This is a genomic window from Acinetobacter sp. YK3, from assembly GCF_001729365.1.
In the GTDB taxonomy this organism is placed as follows: domain Bacteria; phylum Pseudomonadota; class Gammaproteobacteria; order Pseudomonadales; family Moraxellaceae; genus Acinetobacter; species Acinetobacter vivianii.
In genome coordinates this window covers 19,748-40,423 of sequence record NZ_LZPJ01000106.1, presented here as the reverse complement: position 1 = coordinate 40,423, position 20,676 = coordinate 19,748, and the positions used below count along the sequence as shown (strand labels likewise).

21 protein-coding genes and 1 tRNA gene are annotated in these 20,676 nt (G+C 42.1%); 8 read left to right on the top strand and 14 right to left on the bottom strand.

Translation table 11 applies throughout. From position 1 onward, the window contains the following. Positions 1-192 precede the first annotated feature (192 nt). Positions 193-768 (bottom strand): hypothetical protein, encoded by a 576-nt coding sequence (locus A9Z07_RS12630; RefSeq protein WP_227516942.1) that lies wholly within the window; start codon positions 766-768, stop codon positions 193-195. 172 nt (positions 769-940) lie between these two features. Between A9Z07_RS12630 and A9Z07_RS12625 the strand changes: the two genes are divergently transcribed. Further along, the gene (locus A9Z07_RS12625) at positions 941-1,342 is read left to right on the top strand and encodes a hypothetical protein (RefSeq protein ID WP_004775576.1); all 402 of its coding nucleotides are present in this window, start codon (positions 941-943) and stop codon (positions 1,340-1,342) included. A 3-nt stretch (positions 1,343-1,345) separates the two neighbouring features. Here the strand turns inward: A9Z07_RS12625 and A9Z07_RS12620 are convergent, their stop codons facing one another. Both A9Z07_RS12620 and A9Z07_RS12615 read right to left on the bottom strand, forming a co-directional pair. Then, entirely contained in the window at positions 1,346-2,644 is a 1,299-nt protein-coding gene (locus A9Z07_RS12620) for a tyrosine-type recombinase/integrase (protein WP_069579073.1), read from the bottom strand. A 157-nt stretch (positions 2,645-2,801) separates the two neighbouring features. After that, positions 2,802-2,888, bottom strand: a tRNA-Leu gene (locus tag A9Z07_RS12615). Between the two features lie 180 nt (positions 2,889-3,068). Between A9Z07_RS12615 and queA the strand changes: the two genes are divergently transcribed. The 7 genes from queA (at position 3,069) to secF (ending at position 10,609) form a co-directional block, all read left to right on the top strand. Continuing rightward, positions 3,069-4,106, top strand: a complete 1,038-nt coding sequence (queA, locus tag A9Z07_RS12610) for a tRNA preQ1(34) S-adenosylmethionine ribosyltransferase-isomerase QueA (protein ID WP_069579068.1) — start codon at positions 3,069-3,071, stop codon at positions 4,104-4,106. 175 nt (positions 4,107-4,281) lie between these two features. Further along, positions 4,282-5,310: a hypothetical protein gene (locus tag A9Z07_RS12605; RefSeq protein WP_069579062.1), complete on the top strand. Its 1,029-nt coding sequence runs from the start codon at positions 4,282-4,284 to the stop codon at positions 5,308-5,310. A 62-nt stretch (positions 5,311-5,372) separates the two neighbouring features. Next, the gene (locus A9Z07_RS12600) at positions 5,373-5,942 is read left to right on the top strand and encodes a LemA family protein (RefSeq protein ID WP_004775583.1); all 570 of its coding nucleotides are present in this window, start codon (positions 5,373-5,375) and stop codon (positions 5,940-5,942) included. A gap of 176 nt (positions 5,943-6,118) precedes the next feature. Further along, positions 6,119-7,249 (top strand): tRNA guanosine(34) transglycosylase Tgt, encoded by a 1,131-nt coding sequence (tgt, locus tag A9Z07_RS12595; RefSeq protein WP_005289237.1) that lies wholly within the window; start codon positions 6,119-6,121, stop codon positions 7,247-7,249. A gap of 98 nt (positions 7,250-7,347) precedes the next feature. Then, positions 7,348-7,677 carry a preprotein translocase subunit YajC gene (gene yajC / locus A9Z07_RS12590; RefSeq protein WP_004775585.1) on the top strand — a complete coding sequence of 110 codons (330 nt, stop codon included), beginning with the start codon at positions 7,348-7,350 and terminating at the stop codon, positions 7,675-7,677. Between the two features lie 51 nt (positions 7,678-7,728). Beyond that, positions 7,729-9,630 (top strand): protein translocase subunit SecD, encoded by a 1,902-nt coding sequence (gene secD / locus A9Z07_RS12585; protein ID WP_005259597.1) that lies wholly within the window; start codon positions 7,729-7,731, stop codon positions 9,628-9,630. A 10-nt stretch (positions 9,631-9,640) separates the two neighbouring features. Then, positions 9,641-10,609: a protein translocase subunit SecF gene (gene secF / locus A9Z07_RS12580; RefSeq protein WP_047429292.1), complete on the top strand. Its 969-nt coding sequence runs from the start codon at positions 9,641-9,643 to the stop codon at positions 10,607-10,609. An 84-nt stretch (positions 10,610-10,693) separates the two neighbouring features. Here secF and A9Z07_RS12575 read toward each other — a convergent pair whose 3' ends face one another. From A9Z07_RS12575 to A9Z07_RS12525, 11 genes are read right to left on the bottom strand one after another with little or no spacing between them, the layout of a single operon-like run. Next, entirely contained in the window at positions 10,694-11,347 is a 654-nt protein-coding gene (locus A9Z07_RS12575) for a 4'-phosphopantetheinyl transferase family protein (protein WP_069579055.1), read from the bottom strand. Between the two features lie 25 nt (positions 11,348-11,372). Beyond that, positions 11,373-11,807: a hypothetical protein gene (locus tag A9Z07_RS12570; protein WP_004775590.1), complete on the bottom strand. Its 435-nt coding sequence runs from the start codon at positions 11,805-11,807 to the stop codon at positions 11,373-11,375. 14 nt (positions 11,808-11,821) lie between these two features. After that, positions 11,822-13,045: a beta-ketoacyl-ACP synthase gene (locus A9Z07_RS12565; RefSeq protein ID WP_069579050.1), complete on the bottom strand. Its 1,224-nt coding sequence runs from the start codon at positions 13,043-13,045 to the stop codon at positions 11,822-11,824. After that, on the bottom strand, positions 13,045-13,770 hold the full coding sequence (locus A9Z07_RS12560; protein WP_004775592.1) for a 3-ketoacyl-ACP reductase FabG2: 726 nt from the start codon (positions 13,768-13,770) through the stop codon (positions 13,045-13,047). The genes A9Z07_RS12565 and A9Z07_RS12560 overlap by 1 nt, the downstream gene beginning before the upstream one ends. A gap of 8 nt (positions 13,771-13,778) precedes the next feature. After that, positions 13,779-14,216: a 3-hydroxylacyl-ACP dehydratase gene (locus A9Z07_RS12555; RefSeq protein ID WP_069579043.1), complete on the bottom strand. Its 438-nt coding sequence runs from the start codon at positions 14,214-14,216 to the stop codon at positions 13,779-13,781. Further along, positions 14,217-15,419: a beta-ketoacyl-[acyl-carrier-protein] synthase family protein gene (locus A9Z07_RS12550; RefSeq protein ID WP_069579037.1), complete on the bottom strand. Its 1,203-nt coding sequence runs from the start codon at positions 15,417-15,419 to the stop codon at positions 14,217-14,219. It abuts the gene before it with no gap. Continuing rightward, complete coding sequence (locus A9Z07_RS12545; protein WP_069579032.1) at positions 15,416-15,970, bottom strand: DUF3261 domain-containing protein; 555 nt, start codon at positions 15,968-15,970, stop codon at positions 15,416-15,418. Before A9Z07_RS12545 ends, A9Z07_RS12550 begins: the two co-directional genes overlap by 4 nt. A gap of 1 nt (position 15,971) precedes the next feature. After that, positions 15,972-17,267 (bottom strand): NAD(P)/FAD-dependent oxidoreductase, encoded by a 1,296-nt coding sequence (locus A9Z07_RS12540; protein WP_069579027.1) that lies wholly within the window; start codon positions 17,265-17,267, stop codon positions 15,972-15,974. 24 nt (positions 17,268-17,291) lie between these two features. Continuing rightward, the gene (locus A9Z07_RS12535) at positions 17,292-19,604 is read right to left on the bottom strand and encodes an MMPL family transporter (protein WP_069579023.1); all 2,313 of its coding nucleotides are present in this window, start codon (positions 19,602-19,604) and stop codon (positions 17,292-17,294) included. Next, a complete protein-coding gene (locus A9Z07_RS12530) occupies positions 19,579-20,250 on the bottom strand; it encodes a LolA family protein (RefSeq protein WP_069579017.1) in 672 nt (223 codons plus the stop codon). Before A9Z07_RS12530 ends, A9Z07_RS12535 begins: the two co-directional genes overlap by 26 nt. Further along, the gene (locus A9Z07_RS12525) at positions 20,243-20,671 is read right to left on the bottom strand and encodes an acyl-CoA thioesterase (protein ID WP_004775601.1); all 429 of its coding nucleotides are present in this window, start codon (positions 20,669-20,671) and stop codon (positions 20,243-20,245) included. The genes A9Z07_RS12530 and A9Z07_RS12525 overlap by 8 nt, the downstream gene beginning before the upstream one ends. Positions 20,672-20,676 lie beyond the last annotated feature (5 nt).

The following is a 20,676-nucleotide window of genomic DNA, read 5'->3' as shown; positions in this document are numbered from 1 at the left end:
GAAAAATATTATTATATTTATTTTGTTTTCAAAATTTGAACAAATGTATAGTTAATATTAATAACTAGTATTTATTATTACATAGACGTCATAAAAAGTCAAGTTCCATACTATTATCTTAAAAAGTTAACTGTTATTGAAAATAAAAAAGACTTATCTCATGATAAGCCTCTATACATCTTAAAAAGTATTTTAATTTCTTATACTACCAAACTTATAATTGCCATAATTGGTTTTAACTTCAACTTCCCGAACATAATTAGGCTCACAACCAATTGATAGTTTAATCATACGACCAAAAGATAAATTAGCTGGTAACTTCTTATCACGATCATATTTAGTTATATGACAGTTATTTCCACGATTAATGATGATGTCATTTACAGTGACTTGATCCGTTTTTGCTTGGATTACAATATCATATACTGGTCTTTCATACATTTGCGTCATAAATTGATTAGGACTATATGATACCTCTACAGGCTCCCCTTCTAATAGTTGTTTAACAGGATTTACACTACCTTCATCTGTATATCCCTCATCACTTGTAATATTAGCATCACCACTCTCTATAGCAGCACCTTCATCTGCTTTAGCACTCGCATCAGCTAGAATACCAACAACATCTTCAGCAGAAGCAACCGCTTCTTCTGCTGCGGCTTGTGCTGTCTCTGCTCCTACAGCTTGTGTATTTTTAGATTCACTGCATCCTATTACAAAATATAGAGATGTCACCATTACACTGCAATACAACGATTTTTTAATCATATTTTCCCCACCATTAAGAGTCATAACCCATTACTTACTCACTCAATAAACCCTTTTCAAGCGTGAGATTAGATTTAAAAAGTTAAGCAGCGAACGTAACTAAAGTTTAATAATTTACGTAATTAAAATCAAATATTACGTAACTATTAGTTAAGCTGCTTATTTTGAGGGAATGAAAAATGATGATGAAAAAACCTTATTTGCAAATCGTTTGATAAAAGCTATGCAAGCTAAAGGTTATGAAGCTAAGGCTTCTGTTCTAGAAAGAGAGTTCAATTTGAACTATTCTGGCAAGCCCATGACACTACATGGGGTTAGAAAATGGCTCATCGGGGAATCTATTCCATCAGGTGACAAACTGCTTACGCTTGCTAAATGGCTTGAAGTTCCACCAGAAGAATTAGCCTTCGAAAAAGATATTCAAAAAGCTATTGCTCAACGTGAAGCGCGTTGGAAACAAGATATTGGATATAAAGATAAAGAAGTATTTGAAGCCTTTATCAATCTCCCCTCTCACCATAAAAAACTAGTTAGAGAGTTAATTATTGCGCTATCCAATCAAAATAAATATTGAGATTCAATTTTGTTTGTCTATAAAGTTTCGCTGCGCATAATCATAAGGCGTGATATAAGCTTTTTGCTCGATAGTCTCTAACCAATCGCTCCAAGCATTCATAATTTTTATTCTTTCTTCAATATATTGTGCAATATGAGTATAAGCTCCAACTGTATTATTCCTCTCTTCATGACTCATTTGCTTTTCAAGAGCATCTTTTTGAAAAACAGACATTTCTCCTAATGCTGATCTTGCAAGTGCTCTAAAGCCATGCAAACTAATTTCATCTTTGGAATATCCCATACGGCGTAAAGCATCATTTGGTGTATTCTCACTAAGAAAATTATCTTTATCATTTAAACTTGGAAAAACTTTATCACAATTACCACTATATTTTTGTATTTCCTCAAGTAAAATTATAGCTTGAGGAGACAAAGGTACAATGTGGTTACTTTTCATCTTAGCCCCTCGAGAAGAATGCTTAATCCCCTCAACTTTATCTCTAGTAGCAGGTATTACCCATTGTTTCTTATCGAAATTAACCTCTGACCATCTAGCAAATCTTAACTCACTAGATCTTGCAAAGGTATGCAAAGCAAATTGTAAAAATAATTTAGTAAGGCTACGTCCATTATCTGCTTTTATTCTATTCATCAGTTCAGGTATAGATTCTAGTTCTTTAAATGTAGCCCTATGATTTTTTTGAGCTGACAAGTCCATGTCCTCTAGTTCCCGAGCACTATTAAAGCCAATAATATTATGCTGCACAGCATAACTAAAGATTGAAATAAGGTCAGCTCTAATCCTTTGAGCATTATCAGGTGAGTCTGTATAAATTTGGTTTAGGGCAGCTCGTAACTCATTTAATCCAATTTGATCAATTGTCTTATTTATAAATTTCGGAAATAAATGATTTTCAAACTTTCTTAAACGCTTGTGTTTGGTATCCGCACTTAAAGATGACTTTAAAGCATAAGAATCTAACCAACTTCTAGTTACATTTTCTAAAGAATAAGAATTATTTTGCTTGTGAAACTGTATTTCTCTTTGCTGCTTTGGATCTAATCCTTCTGCCAAGTACTTCTTAAATTCTGCTCTCTTTTCCCTAGCCTTACTTAAACTTAAATCGGGGTAAGTCCCTACGCTAAGCTTAATCACCTTATTTGTAATTTTATTTTTGTATTTGAATTGCCAACTCTTTGTACCAGAAGCTCTTACAAGAAGATATAGACCATCACCATCATGTAAAGAGTACTCTCTATTCTTAGGCTTTGCAGAAGAACATTTGGTATCTGAAAGCGGTTTAACCTTTATTGCCATTGAATACAAACATGCCTATACGATGAGGTGCTCTTAAAGGTACTCATTTAACACAAGTGTATCAAGGTATATAAGGTGATATAAATATGGGAATTTCAGATAAACTAGGAATTTTTAAAGACATTTTATTATAATAATTAATATATCTTGAAAGATATGGTCCCGAGGGTCGGACTCGAACCGACACGTCATCTCTGACAGCGGATTTTGAGTCCGCCGCGTCTACCAATTTCACCACCTCGGGAAGAGTGCGATGCTTTGTGTTGCGTATAATAACCTGTTTGATTTTATTGTCAAATACTAACTCACGCTTATTGCTCACTTTTAAATCATTCAGATATTTTTCTCTCAATAAACACATGAACTCAGCGAGAAAACACAAAAAAGACTATACTACGCCCAATTTTTGCAATGTTTCCGATGTATGCAACTCTCCGACTTTTCGTTTGATCTCCCCGATGAACTTATTGCTCGCTATCCGTTAGACAGCCGTAGCGCATCTCGCCTGCTCCATATCGATAACCAAGGTCAATACCATGACCATGCCTTTACCGATATTCTTGATCTACTTGAAGACGGTGATTTGCTGGTACTGAATGACACAAAAGTCATGAAAGCACGCTTAAAAGGCAAACGCGCTACAGGTGGTGCAATCGAAGTGCTGGTTGAACGCATGTTGGATACCCACACTGCTCATTGCCATATCAAATCAAGCAACTCACCTAAAGCAGGCGCAGAACTGTATATCGGTGAAGATGCTGTACCTGTCACCGTACAAGGTCGCCATGAAAATCTGTTTGTGGTGAAGTTTTCACAACCGATTTTGTCGGTACTGGATCAATACGGTCAGCTCCCGATTCCACCTTATTTCAACCGTGAAGCCGAAGAGATTGATACTGAACGTTATCAAACCGTGTTCCATGATCCTGAAAAAATTGCCAGTGTTGCTGCGCCAACAGCCAGTTTGCATTTCGACCAAGGCTTATTAGAAAAATTAGAAGCAAAAGGCGTGCAAAAAACCTTTGTGACTTTGCATGTCGGTGCAGGGACTTTTATGCCTGTACGTACTACAGACATTACCAATCACATTATGCACAGTGAATGGTGTGATGTACCGCAAGCGACGATTGACCTAATTTTAGCAACCAAAGCACGCGGTAATAAAGTGATTGCGGTAGGCACTACAGCGACTCGTGCGCTGGAAAGTGCAGCACAAGCCAATCAAGGCAAAATTGCAGCATGGACAGGTGATACGCAAATCTTTATTTATCCAGGTTATCAGTTCTGTATCGTGGATCGTTTGATTACCAACTTCCATTTACCAGAATCGACCTTATTGATGTTGGTTTCAGCTTTGTCGAATCGGGATAATATCTTGGCTGCTTATAAACATGCAGTGGAACAACGTTATCGCTTCTTTAGTTATGGTGATGCGATGTTGGTGGACAAGCTCAACGCTTAAAAACAGATAAATAGGCTAAATTCTGATTTAGCCTATTTTTTTCAGAATAGATTAAACAGAGCACTATTTATTAAAATAAAAAAGACCGTCAGATTCAGATTATACACTTCTTAGTTTCTGAAATTTAAAGCATAATTCAGCTCATACAAAGCAATTATAATGAAATAAAACTTCCATGCCGATCGATACAGTACAACAAGCTCTCCATATCCGACGTAAAAAAAATGCGCAGGTGTTCCGTAATATAGCCCGTTTATGGGAGGCTGGACAAAAATCGCATAGCGATCAGGATTTGTTAGATGCTCTGCATCCTTGGCGTGAAGATCATAATCTGTGTTTCTTTAATGCCCTTCCCTACCTACTGGGCATCATCAGCATCGGAACGCTGGTCTTCGGCTATTTTCTCCATCCGCATATTCAATACATCTGGAGTCTGCTCGGGGCATTTCTGATCGGTTTTCTCGCTTATCTATTGTATGAACCGCAAGAACCACTGACTCGCGTGATCCATTATTTAGAAGAACGCATTACCGTGCTGCGTTATGGTTTACAGTTCCAGCAATTGCCTGCTTATTTACCCATTCAGGCGCAACCACTACTGGTGATGAGTAAATTAAAGCAACATTTTCCCTTATTTAATCGTGGCAGTGAATCCAACGAAATCACCCACTATGCATCAACGACATGGAATGATGGCACGACCACGCATCAAGTGCTGCTTTTTCAATATCACTACGTCAATGAAATGCCGATTTTGCAAGATCAAGGCAACAATAAGAAAATCGTCAAAGAAATTCATAAAGATTTGTGGGGTGCTTTTATTTTTCAAATGCCCAACTTAGGGATTGCTGTCAGTAATCAGCGTTCCCGTTTTTTTGAACCCTATACCAGTTCATGGCAAAGCAGCGATATTTTGATTAATCAGGAATTGAATATTTTTGGATTGAATCAACATCAGTTAGCCAAGGAAATCAGCCCGAGTTTAACCCTAAAATTACATGATTTTTTTCAACATTTTACAGGTGATTTAATTTATCATCATCAAGAGCAAATCCTGTGTTACGTGGGCGAACAAAATCTTTTCCAAACCGCCAGTAAACGCAGTGAAATTCATGATATTCCAGCATTACGCGGACACTTGCGCACCATGACCATGCCGCAATATCAGAAATTTCAACAATTGATGCTGAATGTAATTCAATAATTCTCCCAAGCTCTCTTTTAATAAAGCGAGAATTTAAGGGAAATAACAATAAGGGGAATGTGATGACAGGTTTACTGATCTTTTTGGGGATTTTTGTAGTACTAATCGTATGGGGCGTTTCTATTCGCAACAACATCGTACGATATTTTAATGCCACCAAACGTGCGTGGTCAGAAGTGGCTAACTTCGAGCGTCAAAAAGTAAAGACATTGGAAGCTCTCGAAGCAACGCTGGATCAATATACCCAGTTTGAAAAATCAACCTTGGAAAAAGTCACCGAGTTACGTCAACAGATTCTGAATCTTAATGTCAATGACACGGATATTTCACAATTACAACAGATTGAGAAAATGAGCAAAGAGCTGATCCGCAGCTTAAATGTGGTGGTTGAGAATTATCCTGAACTGAAAGCGGATGCGCTGTATAGCAAAATGATGGATGACATTCAGGAACAAAATGAAAATGTCGGTGCGGCAATCACGATATTTAACCGTAACGTAGAATTGTTTAATAACCAGATCGAAGTGTTTCCAAACAACTTGATCAATACCCTAACCTTATCCAAGAAGACGATTCGTCCGTTTAAAGATAATCTGGCGACTGAAAATTTTGACTATAAGCCGAATTTTTAGTGCATTTGAATTTCTCATAAAAAATATTCTTTTATTCCCCTCTTTTCAAAGAGGGGTTAGGGGAGATTATTATTTTTTGGCTATGGCTACATTTAGTAGTAGAACTGGACGCCATAATCAAGGAAAATAGCCGCTTTTGATCAGCGAACTGTTTTTTCGCCTTGATGGATAGTGTCATGAAATTTGAAAAATTAGGCCAGTCGGGGCGCGCCCGTCGTGGTCGACTCACTTTAGAGCATGGTGTGGTTGAAACACCTGTATTTATGCCGGTCGGTACTTACGGTACTGTGAAAGGCATGTTGCCACGCGATATTGAAGACATTCAGGCACAAATTATTCTGGGTAATACCTTCCATCTTTACTTACGCCCTGGCTTGGAAGTCATTAAAGAGCACGGCGGTCTGCATGAGTTTATCAAATGGGATAAACCGATTTTGACCGACTCTGGCGGTTTCCAAGTTTTTAGCTTGGGCGCAATGCGTAAGATCAAAGAAGAAGGTGTAACTTTCCGTTCGCCAATCGATGGTTCAAAAGTATTCCTATCTCCAGAAATTTCGATGGAGATTCAACAGGTACTCAATTCAGACATCGTGATGATTTTTGATGAGTGCACCCCTTACCCTGCGACACATGAAGAAGCGCAAAAATCATTGCAGCTTTCTTTACGCTGGGCAAAACGTTGTAAAACCCACCACCATGATGAGCTTAAGAATAAAAATGCTTTATTCGGGATCATTCAAGGTGGCATGTACGAAGACCTACGTGATGAGTCACTGAAAGGCTTGTTAGAAGTTGGTTTTGATGGTTATGCGATTGGTGGCTTGTCGGTAGGTGAACCGAAAGAAGAAATGATCAAGGTACTTGATTATTTACCAAACAAAATGCCACAAGACAAACCACGTTACTTGATGGGTGTAGGTAAACCAGAAGATATCGTGGAAGCGGTGCGCCGTGGTGTCGATATGTTTGATTGCGTGATGCCAACCCGTAACGCACGTAATGGCCATTATTTTGTGACCGATGGTCTGGTTAGAATCCGTAACAGCAAATATCGTCATGATAAAGGGCCATTAGACCCACATTGCGATTGCTACACTTGTAAAAACTTTACGCGTGCCTATTTATATCATTTAGAGAAGTGCGGTGAGATGCTGGCATCAATGCTCGGCACAATCCATAACTTGCGTTACTACCAACGCCTTACGCAAGGTATGCGTGATGCACTGGATAACGGCACATTTGATGAATACGTTCAGGACTTTTATGCACGTCGTGGATTAGACGTTCCACCTTGCCCTGAAGATTAATTCATCAAGATTTGCGCCTGATCGCAAGACAAGGTACATTGCAAAACGAATTGGAATTTATTGTTAATTTTTTGGCTTTTTAATTTTAGGAAAACGAAATGAGTCTTTTCATCTCTACTGCTCACGCTGCCCCTGCTGCGACACAAGGTCCAAGCTTGATGGCTAACTTGTTGATGATCGCGGTATTTATCGCAATTTTCTACTTCTTGATCTGGAGACCACAAGCGAAACGTGCCAAAGAACATCGTTCTTTGATCGAGAGCTTGGGTGTAGGCAGCGAAATCGTGTTTGCTGGTGGTTTAATGGGGAAAATTATCAAACTCGAAGGTGACTTTGCAGTTGTTGAACTCACTCGTGGTGTTGAAGTAAAAATCCAGCGTGCGAGTGTCATTTCAGTATTACCTGAAGGCACATTAAATAACCTTTAATCATAAAATAGTCGTGCCTCAGCACGACTTTTTCATTTAAGAAGAAAGCGAATGCGTTACCCTGCATGGAAATATTTACTGATCCTGGTTGTCCTTGTGATCAGTACGTTATATGCACTTCCAAGTCTGTATCCAGATGAACCTGCTGTCCAGATTTCTGGGGCCAAAGCAGGCACCAAGATTGATCAGACTATCGTGCAAAAAGCTGAGCAGATTTTAAAAACTGCCGATATTAGCAGTCACGACAATAGCTTCACCAACAACGCGGCATTATTACGTTTAAGTTCTTCTGAAGCGCAGTTAAAAGCGAAAGAAGTCCTTCGTCGTGATCTCGGTGATGACTATGTAGTTGCACTCAACCTTGCACCAACCACACCTGAGTGGTTGCAGAAGATTGGTGCGAAACCGATGAAACTCGGTTTGGACTTACGTGGCGGTGTACACTTCTTGCTCGAAGTCGACATGGATAAAGCAATTAGTCAGCGTATGGAAACATCTGCGACTGATCTGCGTCGTCAATTCCGTGATAACAAAATCAAATTTAACAACTTGGCGTTAAACAACAACACCATTACTGTCCAGTTTGCAAACAATGCAGACCGTGATGCAGCGACTGATTTCTTGCGTCGCAATGGGAATGAGTTTACACAACAGGCTGTTGCGACTTCATCTGGTGCAACCTTAAGACTGAATTATACCGATACACGTCGTCAGGAAATTCAATCTTATGCAGTCAACCAAAACTTAACCACCTTACGTAACCGTATTAACGAACTCGGTGTGGCAGAAGCTTTGGTACAAACACAAGGTAGCAACCGTATTGTGGTTGAATTACCCGGTGTTCAGGATACAGCGGAAGCAAAACGTGTCTTGGGTCGTACAGCAAACTTAGAGTTCCGTCTGGTTGCGGATAGTAATGATCAATATATCGATCCATATACGGGTAAATATAACGGTCAGCCACTTCCTCCAGGCACTGAAGTGTTCGCTTACCAATCACTTGATAGCGGTCGTCAGTTGCTGTTGCAACGTAACCGTATCTTGACCGGTGAACGTGTTCAGAACGCAAGCTCTGGCTTTAGTCAGGACTCAGGCGGCGCCGAAGTAAACATCACGTTAGACACTGCGGGCGGTAAGCTCATGTCAGATGCAACGCGTGGTGCTGTCGGCAAACGTATGGCGGTACTGTTTATTGAAAATAAACAAAAAATCTCTTACGTTGCAGACCCGAATACTGGCGTTCAAACCGAAGTTCGTACCCCATATACTGAATCTGTCGTGATCAATGCTGCAACCATTCAGGCTGTGCTTGGTTCACAATTCCGTATTACAGGTCTAGATTCACCACAAGAAGCGGCTGAGCTTGCCTTAATGCTTCGTGCAGGTGCACTTGCTGCGCCGATGTACTTTGTAGAAGAACGTGTGGTTGGTCCAAGCTTAGGTCAGGAAAACATTGACAAAGGTGTGTTATCAACTCAGATCGGCTTCTTACTGGTTGCGATCTGGATGGTTGTATTCTTCCGTTTATTCGGTTTAATCGCAAACTTTGCCTTGGTTTTTAACCTTGCCATGATCTTAACCGTGATGTCTTGGATTGGAGCTTCCCTCACCTTGCCAGGTATTGCGGGTATCGTCATTACCATCGGTATGGCGGTCGATGCCAACGTCCTGATCTGTGAACGAATACGGGAAGAAATGCTCTGGGGCGCCTCGCCAAAACAGGCGATTGTGGCGGGTTATGATCGAGCCTATAACACCATTCTTGACTCGAACTTAACCACATTCCTCGTTGCGTTTATCTTATTCGCCATTGGTACAGGCCCGATTAAAGGCTTCGCTGTGACCTTGATGATTGGTATTGTGTGTTCGATGTTTACTGCAATTACCGTAACTCGTGCCATCGTACAGCTCATTTATGGCAAACGCCGTAATTTGAAAAAGTTGAGTATTTAAGGAGATTCACATGACTGATCTGACTCAACAAGACTCAAAACAATACGGTCGCCCGGATAACCTGAAAATTATCCCGTTCATGAAGATTGCCAAACCTGCGGCTATCTTCTCGATCCTGCTGACGATTGCGAGTATCTTCTTTATCGCGACCAAAGGTCTAAACCTCGGTTTGGACTTCACTGGTGGTATTTCTGCTGAATTGAACTACAAGCAAGGCGTGCAGCCATCGCAAGTGGTTCAGGCACTTGATCGTGCTGGCTTTAAAGATGCAGTAGTACAAACTCTAGGAAGTAATACGGATCTGATCGTCCGTATGCCTGTACAAGAAGATCTGGACGTCGAAGATCTTAGCAATAGCATCACCAAAGCCGTTCAATTGCCAAATAACACCGTAGAAGTTCATAAAGTGGACTCTGTCGGCGGTGCAGTAGGTAATGAGCTTTATGTGCGTTCTGCGGGTGCAGTGGCGCTTGCATTGATCTTGATGCTGATCTACGTGACCATCCGCTTCGAGTTTAAACTCGCGATGGGTGCGGTCATGTCGTTATTCCACGACATCGTCATTATTATCGGTGCATTCGCATTGTTCCAGTGGCCTTTCGACTTAACCGTATTGGCTGCGGTACTTGCGGTGATTGGTTTCTCGCTCAACGATAACATCGTTGTATCGGATCGTATCCGTGAGAACTTCCGTAAGATTCGCGGTGCAACACCTCGTGAAATCGTTGATATTGCACTGACAGAAACCTTACGTCGTACCATCCACACCTCGATGACTTTATTACTCGTGGTACTTGCCATGATGTTCTTGGGTGGTGATGGCTTACACTGGTTCTCTGTTGCTATGTTTGTCGGTGTATTCGTGGGAACTTACTCATCGATTTATATCGGTACAGCATTCGCTTTATGGCGTGGTCTGAATCGTCAGGACTTTATTGTTCAAGTTAAACCTGAATTTGAAGAAGAAGAGATTCCTTAAATCCCTCTCCTCTTGGATTCAAATAAAATGCCAGCAATATGCTGGCATTTTTTATCGCGTTAAAATCTACAATACCTGTCGGCCTTAATGCTGAACAATCTGAATTTTTGGAAACTGAAAACCTCGGCAAGATTGCTCTGCCCGCCATGCGATAGTCACCACGATTTTCTGGTTCAGGATAAAGTTCTGATACGCAAAAGTTCCAATCAATGGATGTGAACACATGCCGCCCTGATTTGAGGGATGAACCTGCGTATTCAAGCTATTCAGATCCAGACGAATCCCTAAACCAGAGGCTTTTAAAATCGCTTCTTTGGTGGTCCAAACTCTAAACCAATATTCCAGATCCTGATCTTGCTGTTGCCAAATATGGTATTCCTCGGGATGAAATGCATGCTGCGCCAAAGCATCGTAACGGACTTTTCGATCTAGCTCCTCAACATCAATACCGATATCTTGAACACGCTCACTCATTGCCAACGCATAATATTGCTGACTATGCGAATGATTAAAATGTAAGGAATGAGAGCTTAAAAAAGGTTTGCCATGCTCATGTTTGGCAAAAATCAATTTATCTATGCAGCAATCCAGTTGATGGGAAAGCAACTGATTACGTCGGGCCTGAATCTGCTGTTTTTTATAATGATTAAAGCTTCTTAAATCAGAAAAATCTGTTTTATTCTTTTCAAGCAGTTGAGCCAATGCCTGAACATGGATTTCAATTTCACGTGTCGTCATTGGCCTAACCTGATCTTATCTATGCTTAAAATTTAACAAGATCGCCTTTGAGCGCAACACTCGCTACCGCCATGCCTTTATAGCATTGATAGGTGGTTGAGCTTTGTGCTTCATTCTTTTTAAAATAGCTCACAATATTCGTCACAGCATTGGCACCACGTGCTTTCGCAGCTTTATCTAACTGTATCAATGCAGAACGGAGCACCCAGTCACATGACTTTTCAGCCGACTTGCCAAAGCCATTGGTCTTCTGATTGGTCACGATATCTTGTTCTAACACCTTGCCACCTGCTTTATTTCCTTTCAGATAGAACTTTACGCTCCCATCTAAAGTACCATCAGCAACTGCGCGATCCACAGCAGCTTTAAAATCAAAATTATGTACAGTATCGGCAGCTTGAACAGATGCAGCAAAACCTGTGCTTAAAATTGTTGCTAGAAATAATTGTTTCATTGACATTATTATGCCCCTCGTTATGTTACACGTTTAAAAATCAGTGACGTATTAATACCGCCAAAAGCAAAGTTATTGCTCATCATTATATTGATATCACTCGTTCTTACCTGCTGAGTAATATAATCCAGATCACCGCATTGTGGATCGATTTCATCCAGATTTAGCGTTGGAATCAATTGTCCGCGCTGCATCATTTCAATTCCTAACCATGCCTCGATTGCACCGCAAGCACCTAAAGTATGTCCAAAATAGCTTTTTAAGGAACTAATCGGTTTACGTCCTAATATTCGTGCAGTGGCCTGACTTTCTGCAATATCACCCTGATCGGTAGAAGTTCCATGTGCATTAACATAATCAATCTGGCTGGCATCCAGCTTGGCATCTTTAAGCGCCATTTGCATGCATTGTCCCATTCTTTCAGTATCAGGTCTGGTGACATGCTGTCCATCGGTATTGCTTGTATAGCCAATAATTTCAGCATAGATCGTGGCGCCACGCTGCTTGGCATGTTCATATTCTTCAAGAATCAGGCTACCCGCACCTTCACCAATCACTAAGCCATCACGTTGTGTATCAAATGGACGGGGTGATTTTTCAGGATGATCATTCATTCCACTGGTGGCCAATAGCACATCAAAAACTGCTGCTCCTGCGGCACTCAGTTCCTCTGCACCACCTGCAATCATGACAGTCTGTTTGCCATATTTAATCGCCTCATAAGCCTGACCAATAGCCATTGAACCTGAGGTACATGCGCTTGAAGTCGGTAATGTTAATCCTTTTAAACCGAAGTACACCGTCATATTCACGGCGCTGGTATGGGACATCATCCGGATATAAGTGGTGGCATTGATCTTACTCATATCCTGATCAATCAACATATTACCAAACTCGCGAACGGCATCGACGCTACCTGCCGAAGAACCGAAAGCCACCCCAGCATCACCACTTTTCAGGATCTCGTGATCAATAAGTCCCGCATCCTGCAATGCATTTTCCGCACTGATCACGGACATAAGCGCAACCCGTCCCATACCACGCGTGACCTTGCGGTTAAAATGCTTGGCAACCTGAAAGCTACTAACAGGTCCCGCCAGCTTGGTTCTTAAATCTGGATATTGCTCCCACTCAGGCATATAGCAAATGCCACTTTTACCTGCATGGAATTGCGCAAAAATTTCATCCGCAGTTTCGCCTAATGAGGTAATACCTGCCATGCCTGTAACCACAACACGCTTCATCAGATCAGTCCTCCATTGACCGAAATCACCTGACGGGTAATATACGATGCCTCATCTGAACACAAGAATTTCACCACACCAGCAACTTCATCGACCTGTCCCATGCGTTGCATTGGAATCATTTTTAAGGCGTGCTCTTTAACTTCCTCAGTGACCATTTCGGTTTCAATCAGGCCTGGTGCAACACAATTCACCGTAATTTTGCGCTTGGCTAATTCCAGAGCCAATGCTTTAGTCGCGCCGATCAACCCTGCTTTTGCTGCACTATAATTCACTTGTCCACGATTGCCCATAATCCCAGATACCGAAGAAAGTGTGACAATACGTCCACCTTTACGCAAATGGATCATCGGCATAATCAAAGGCTTAAGCACATTATAAAACCCATCTAACGAGGTCGAAATAACTTCATCCCAGTCCTGATCGGTTAAAGCTGGAAATGCACCATCATGGGTAAGACCCGCATTCAGCACCACACCATAGAAAGCCCCATGCTGCTCTACATCTTGTTCTAATAGGCTTTTTACCAGTTCCCGTTCATTCACATCAAATAATAAATAATGGCTGTTTTGCCCAAGACTTTGAATCTGTTCAACCACTTGAGCGGCTTCAGCTTCACGTGAACGCGCATGAATGGTGACATCAAAACCCGCTCGAGCCAGTTGCAATGCAATTGCTTTACCAATGCCACGACTTGAGCCTGTCACTAATATTCTTCTATTCATTGTTGTTCCTAAAACGATAAAGTCTGTGTCGATGGATCTGTCGGCTCATAAACACTTAACATGGCACTAATCACCTGCGCATTGCAGTGAATTTCACAAGAAAACTGCCCTAAGCCTTCATGCAGATATTGCTGTTCAACCCGAATTTTTAGTGTCTGCCCAAGTGAAAAATAGGCAAAAGGTAATTGAAGTTTTCGTGTTCCCAATAGGAAGCCGACCTTGGGCGCTTGCTGTAATTGCTGTCCCATCCAGCCAGAATAAGCACTAATGGTCTGTGCCATAATTTCAATGCTTGTCCATGTTGGCAAACCTGCTGCTTCACAGAACATTAGCTCAGGGCGAATGGTCAGTTCAGCAATCGCATAACCTTCATTGGCCTCAACCAGATGATCAATAAAGACCATGGGCTGTTCGTGCGGAATATATTGAATTGCATCCAGTTTCATTTATGTTCCCACACCAAATAATAAGCTGATATTACTGCCCCCAAAGGCAAAAGAGTTACTCAACACATAATGAATATTCCCAGTCTGCTGAGAATCAGTAACATAGTGCTGATCCGCCAGATCAGGATCAATTTCTGTGTGCTGATGTAATGGCAACCAGTTCTGATCTTTTAATAGCTGGGTACAAATAAAAGCCTCTATCGCACCCGCCGCGCCTAAACAATGCCCTGTCTTGTGCTTGGTACTGCTTAATGCCACATGCTGAGCGGAAAAGATTTGCCGAACTGCCTTGATTTCCATTGCATCATTTTGCGGTGTGGCAGTCCCATGCAAATTGATATATCCCACCTGTTCAGGTGCAACCGCGGCACTCTCCAAAGCACGTTGCATCGCTGTCGCAGCCCCTAAACCTTCAGGGTGAGGTGCAGAAATATGCCATGCATCCATCGACTCACCCACACCGTAGAGCATGATGGGTGCAGATGCCTTGGTTAGTAAAAATAATGCAGCAGCTTCACCAATATTAATTCCATCACGATTGACACCGCAGGGTTGGCAAATATCAGCAGATAAGCTTTCCAGACTATTAAACCCGTTTAAGGTCAATTGACATAAGCTATCGACACCACCCACCAATACAGCATCTGCCAATCCAGCCTGAATTAAACGCTGTCCCGCAGCAAATGCTTTGGCACTCGATGAGCAAGCTGTCGAAATGGTATAAGCAGCGCCCTGCCAGTCTAGATAATGTTGCAGTGCTTTTGCCAGACAGCCCATTTCCTGTGGCTGATGTGAAATTTCAAGCGTTTCATCGCCATTAAAATACTGCTTGAGTAATTTCTCACTGTCAGAAATGCCTGAAGTTGAAGTTCCCATCACAATACTGAGACGTTTTGGATCAATCCCCGCAATCTGCTGTTGGAGCTCAACCTCAATTTTTTGCAGCGCAGTCAAGGCAAAACGTAGATTCCGCGAATCAAATGTCTTTAAAGACTCTGGCACGGTTTCAATTAATGCATCTGCATAACGCCCTCCCCAAACTGGACGATCAGCTAAAAATCCTGTTTCCAGTGTTAGGGTATTGTCAGGCGTCGTTAAACGTTCGCGAATGTGCGGAATATCCTGACCTAATGCGGATAGTCCGACACTGAGGGGAATACCAACCGCTTGCAACGGTGCTTGCTGAGATAAAGAGTGACTCATGGCTGCATCCCTTGCTCAGATTGATCACTATTTAAGGTATTTTCAATCGGACTTAAAGTCATGCGATAAGGGACTTGCACATTATCCAGCTCAATTGAACTGCCATTTTTCTGGATCTGCAAAATGACTTTCTGCTGAATCAACACCTGCTGCTGATACTCGCCATTTTTAACAGTGACGCCCTGCTGTCCCAAGGTTGCAAATTCAGGATAAGTTGCAAATAAAATATCCCGAACCACAAACTCAAAAGGAAGTAAGCGCATCTGGTCAATGCGTTGCTGTACCTTGACCTGCTGTCCATCAAACTGCAACTGAAACAAGGCTTGTCCTGTCAGCCCAAGACCCACCAGACTAAGCTGTTGTCCCTGCTGCTGCTGATATAGCAAAAAACTAAAGCTCTTGTCTTTCCACTGCACTTCAACTTGATCTTGTCGTTGATATTGCTGCGCAGGCCAATGACTGCTTTGCAGCCCTTGCGCATGCGGTGTCAGCTGACAGCCCGTAAATACTAATACACTACAGCACAATAGGCTGGTCCAAATCCGTTGCATATTAAACCTCAAAGGCTTTCTCTTGCGCCACACCATCACGGCAATACTCAGCCAGAGTACTTAAACGGCGCTTGGCATTTTTATGAATTGGGTTGTGATCATCCCATGCATACCCCGCCAAAAGTGAGGAAATCATACGGCGAATTCCTTCATTTTGATGCGTGGCAAATACCACATCCTGAAATTCACCTTCATACCACGACTCCACATAAGCACGGAACACCTGAATGCCTTTACGTAAAGGCATTTCATATTCCTGCATCCAGTCCACTGGTTCACCTTGCAACATACGGTCAAGCAAAGGAATCGCCAGACTGGAAGATTTCAGTGCAATGGTTACGCCCGAAGAAAATACCGGATCAAGAAACTCTCCCGCATTGCCGAGTAAAGCGTAATTACGCCCTGCCAAATGTTTTACATTGGCAGAGTAACCGACCAAAGTACGCACTGGTGTATCAAATTTTACTTGCTGCAACACCGCAGATAAAGCGGGATCATCTGCCAGAATACGTTTCAATAATGCTTCTGGCTCATTTTGTGTCGCATCTTCCACATGATAATGGTCAAAGAAATCCTGTTCTGCCACCACACCAAATGATGCACGACCATCCGCAAAAGGAATCAGCCAGTACCATGCACGGCGATCTTTTTCATGGACCGTAATCAGAATTTTCTCACGATCGAAATCGGCACGGTCACCAATACCATCTTCGATATGGGTAAATAAGGCACGACGAACAGGAAAATTTGACGGACTTTCTAATTCTAGAAACTTCGGTAAGATGCGCCCAAATCCACTGGCATCTAATAAAAATCTGGCCTGAATTTGATAGTGTTGTTGTGCTTCATCCATCACCGTCAAAATCGGATGTTCGGTCTCAACATCGACTGCAATCACTTCGTGTCCAAAGCGTATATCAGCACCATAGTGCTGAGCCTGCTGAGCCAGTAAATGGTCAAAATCAGCACGGCGAACTTGCCAAGTGGTACCAGGACCTTCACTAAATTTCTCAGTGAAATCATAGTGACTACGTTTCTCACCACATAGAAATGCAGCACCATTTTTAAACTGGAAAGCATGCTCTTCAACATGCGCACGCACTGTTTCCAATAGTCCCGCTTCTTCCAGAAACACCATACATTGTGGCAATAGCGATTCGCCAATTGAAAAGCGTGGAAAATATTGCTTCTCAATCACCGTCACGGCATAGCCTTTTTGACGAAGCAAGGCTGCGGCTGAACTGCCCGAAGGCCCAGCGCCTATAATCACCACATCTGTGTGTTGTAAAGTACTCATTTCAACCCCTAAAACTTAAATCTTCTAATGCTCTTGTAAGTTCACAATATGTTTTTGATCTGCTGGTGTAAGCAATGTCGCATAAATAAATGAAAAGATGACGCCCAATAAAACAGTTAAACCGAAACAATGAATTGCATAGGTATGACTTAATGATAATAAACCAAAGCCCAATAAGGTCGACATCATACACAAAAACAGGGCCATGCCAACGATCTGGGGATGATCATGTCCATGTCGATAGAAAATCGCATAATCCACGCCAATCCCGATAATCAGAAAAGTTCCCATGATACTAAACAGGTTAATTTCCACACCTAGCCATGCCTGAATGGCAAACGTCGTCAATAACGCCAAACTGACTGGTAGAACCAGCGGCATGATTGAACGCTTGCCATAGATGATACCCAACCCGATAGCCAAGCTCAGCAAAGCATAAATCAGTAAGTGCTGGGCTTGCTGGCGATGCTGTGCAAAAGCATGCGAAAGCGTACTGACAGGTTGCTGAAAATCAATATGGGACGATTCCAGTTGCTGCAATATATCAACCTGTTTCACCCCACTGACCATGACCAGACGTTCGGTTGGATTAGGCTGCAAAAATGCCAATGGATGCTGTTGAAAAACCTGCTGTGTTAATAAAGGTTGCTGCTGCAATTGCTGTTGCCACTGCTGTACATCTGCAAACTTTAAACCCATGCTTTCTGCATAGTTTTTCAGTGCCGTTGCTGGAATTTGCTGCAGCAATTTCACATTTTGCTGTTGCTGAGCGAAGGGTGGAATCCATTGTCCCAAGGCCTGAAAGCTTTCAATCTGGCCTTGCGCCTGCAAGTGTTGCAGTTGCTGGACTAATTTTGACTCCTGCTGTTCAAGTTCAGCAGTTGAGTTAGCCCGTACCACAAAATAGTCACTACTTTGCTGTTGCCCAAACAGAGAACGAATATACTGATCTTCCTGCTTCAGCTTGCTGTCCATGCTTTGCAAATTACGAATATCATCATTCGCTTGCAAAGCGAATAGACTGACACCACCGATCACCAGAATAGTTAAAATAAAGCCATAACGAACTTTCTGATGTTGCTGGAACCATTGTCTCACCTGTCCGATCCAGACCAGACGGCGAATTGCAGGCTGTGCATTTAAAGGCGGTAAGCGTGGCAATAACAAGACACTGGTGATCCAGGCCGCAACCAGACCGACAATCGAAAAGACTGCAATTTGTCTAAAGGCAGGAAATGGCGTGAAGCTTAGAAAAATATAAGCCACCACCGTTGTCATTAAGCCCATAAATAAGCTGGGTAACAACGGTGTTAGAATTTTAAAGCCATCCAGCTGACGGTGCTGGGATTGCATCGCCATAAAATAGAAAGAGAAATCGACACAGACCCCGATTAAACTTGCCCCAAACACCAGCGTCATCAAGTGAATTTCCCCAAACACCAAATGGGTCACTGCAAATGCCAGCAAGCTGCCTGTTGATACAGCGATAAATTCAGTGATGAGTGGACGAAATGAACGGAAACCAAACCAGACCAATAAAATTAATCCAAACGTCGAGCCTAACCCAATGGTTGAAATTTCCTGTTTTGCAGACTGCGTACCGAAATTAGAAAATAAAATAGTTCCAGTCCAATGGGACGTTACCTTGAGCTGTGCAAGCTGCGGTTTTAGCTGTTCAATCCAGCCTGTGACCTGTTCCTGATAATCGATGTTATAAGGACTGTTCTTTAATTCCAACACCAATAAACGTGATATTTTCTGCTCATCATGAATCGTGGCGAATCCGTCTTCCAGCTCGATATGACTTCCCGCCTGATTTACCACATTTAGCATATAACGTGGAAATAACAGCAATGGATCCTGCTGCAATGAGGTCGCAGTAATCGGCATGCCGACACTCATGAGTTGCATTAGGCTCTGTTCAGTCAGTGCCTCATAATCCTGTTGCTGTAAAAACTGCCGATCTTGCTGGCTCAGTAAGCCTGCCCGATGCTGATATAACTGTTTGGAAAATTGTTCTAAATCGAGTTGTGGCTTAAGCGGCTGCCACAAATCACTTTGTTGCAGTTGCTGCTGAAACAGTTGAGTCGCTTGCGCTAAGACCTGTTGATCAGAGCTCTCTAAAACGACAAAAACTTTCTCATTCAGTTGATCGCTTATATATTTCTGAGTTTGCGCGAGTTCAGGATTTTGCTGTGTTTCAGGCAACAAAGCAAAAATATTGGTCTGGATATGAATATCCTTTTTCAACCATGCCACTGCAAGCGCAAGTCCAACAATGGTTAAAAGAACTAACCAGATGGCAGTAAATTTATTTTGCCAATTGGAAAAGCGCATCTTCAGCAGCCGTGAGTTGGTTCGGTTGAGGATTTTGATTACGGAATAAAATCGTGGTGCTGTTATTGCCCTGTTCCTGAATCACAATTTTATTCACATATTGCTGTCCTTGTGCATCTATTCGCACAAACAGCTTTTTAAATAATCCTGATTTAGGTGTTAAAGCAATATTCCAGCCTGTTGGTCGATAATCCGCTGAAACGACATTAAAATTCTTTGCCAGTGCCTTTTCATCACCAGACATCAACTGTAAAAATAAAGTTGCAACCGAACTATAAGGTGACTGATCAATCTGAATCTGGCTATAGGTTCTCTGTGTTTTCTGGACGAGTTTCTTTTGCGTAACGATCAGATCTGCCTGAACAGGACGCTTAATTTGCCACAGCACGCCATTAGCTTTGGCAAAGGTCAAGGCACCATTAGAAGTAAAGGTTTTATTCAAACTGGCGAGTTTCTTTTGCTGCTCAAAATCAGCGCGTACGATGTCACTTTTAGACAGCTGCTTAAAAATCGAAGATACCTGTTCGGTATTGGCAGAAGCAGCCACACTGAAACCGAGCAATAAACTCCACACAACACTGTGCAGTGCTAACCAGTGACGTTTTTGCAGCAGACGCTGTAAGACGTTCGAGAGCAGATTAATCATGATGATGCTCCTTAAATGCATCCCAGGCATTCAAACAGTCCAGTAAAACTTGCGGTGACTGGAAACACATTTCACGATTGGCAATGTTCACTGCAACTTGTGTGGTATAACCCTTGGTTAAACGGCGTCCAGTTTCTGCATCCAGAATCAAATACTCGATTTTTAAACGATTTTCCCATTCTTTTAAAATGGCACGGACTTTGATTTTCTGCTCAAACTCAATGCCCTGTACATAACGCACATGACTTTCAATCACGGGCCATGCATAGCCTGATGCTCTCATCTGGTTGTAGTTATAATTAAACTGTTCCAGCAACTTACAACGGGCGATTTCAAAATACTTTAAATAATGTCCATGCCAGACCACATTCATGGTATCAACATCATGAAAAGGAATCTCAATGATTACATCTGCCTGCATTGTGC

Bases quoted from the DNA above. Each gene is read 5' to 3' on its own strand.
- A9Z07_RS12525 (WP_004775601.1), bottom strand. From the start codon at position 20,671: ATGCAGGCAGATGTAATCATTGAGATTCCTTTTCATGATGTTGATACC.
- A9Z07_RS12620 (WP_069579073.1), bottom strand. From the start codon at position 2,644: ATGGCAATAAAGGTTAAACCGCTTTCAGATACCAAATGTTCTTCTGCA.
- A9Z07_RS12560 (WP_004775592.1), bottom strand. From the start codon at position 13,770: ATGAATAGAAGAATATTAGTGACAGGCTCAAGTCGTGGCATTGGTAAA.
- secF (WP_047429292.1), top strand. From the start codon at position 9,641: ATGACTGATCTGACTCAACAAGACTCAAAACAATACGGTCGCCCGGAT.
- A9Z07_RS12575 (WP_069579055.1), bottom strand. From the start codon at position 11,347: ATGACGACACGTGAAATTGAAATCCATGTTCAGGCATTGGCTCAACTG.
- A9Z07_RS12535 (WP_069579023.1), bottom strand. From the start codon at position 19,604: ATGCGCTTTTCCAATTGGCAAAATAAATTTACTGCCATCTGGTTAGTT.
- A9Z07_RS12600 (WP_004775583.1), top strand. From the start codon at position 5,373: ATGACAGGTTTACTGATCTTTTTGGGGATTTTTGTAGTACTAATCGTA.
- A9Z07_RS12570 (WP_004775590.1), bottom strand. From the start codon at position 11,807: ATGTCAATGAAACAATTATTTCTAGCAACAATTTTAAGCACAGGTTTT.
- A9Z07_RS12555 (WP_069579043.1), bottom strand. From the start codon at position 14,216: ATGAAACTGGATGCAATTCAATATATTCCGCACGAACAGCCCATGGTC.
- secD (WP_005259597.1), top strand. From the start codon at position 7,729: ATGCGTTACCCTGCATGGAAATATTTACTGATCCTGGTTGTCCTTGTG.
- A9Z07_RS12550 (WP_069579037.1), bottom strand. From the start codon at position 15,419: ATGAGTCACTCTTTATCTCAGCAAGCACCGTTGCAAGCGGTTGGTATT.
- A9Z07_RS12540 (WP_069579027.1), bottom strand. From the start codon at position 17,267: ATGAGTACTTTACAACACACAGATGTGGTGATTATAGGCGCTGGGCCT.
- A9Z07_RS12605 (WP_069579062.1), top strand. From the start codon at position 4,282: ATGCCGATCGATACAGTACAACAAGCTCTCCATATCCGACGTAAAAAA.
- A9Z07_RS12630 (WP_227516942.1), bottom strand. From the start codon at position 768: ATGATTAAAAAATCGTTGTATTGCAGTGTAATGGTGACATCTCTATAT.
- A9Z07_RS12545 (WP_069579032.1), bottom strand. From the start codon at position 15,970: ATGCAACGGATTTGGACCAGCCTATTGTGCTGTAGTGTATTAGTATTT.
- queA (WP_069579068.1), top strand. From the start codon at position 3,069: ATGCAACTCTCCGACTTTTCGTTTGATCTCCCCGATGAACTTATTGCT.
- A9Z07_RS12530 (WP_069579017.1), bottom strand. From the start codon at position 20,250: ATGATTAATCTGCTCTCGAACGTCTTACAGCGTCTGCTGCAAAAACGT.
- A9Z07_RS12565 (WP_069579050.1), bottom strand. From the start codon at position 13,045: ATGAAGCGTGTTGTGGTTACAGGCATGGCAGGTATTACCTCATTAGGC.
- yajC (WP_004775585.1), top strand. From the start codon at position 7,348: ATGAGTCTTTTCATCTCTACTGCTCACGCTGCCCCTGCTGCGACACAA.
- tgt (WP_005289237.1), top strand. From the start codon at position 6,119: ATGAAATTTGAAAAATTAGGCCAGTCGGGGCGCGCCCGTCGTGGTCGA.
- A9Z07_RS12625 (WP_004775576.1), top strand. From the start codon at position 941: ATGAAAAATGATGATGAAAAAACCTTATTTGCAAATCGTTTGATAAAA.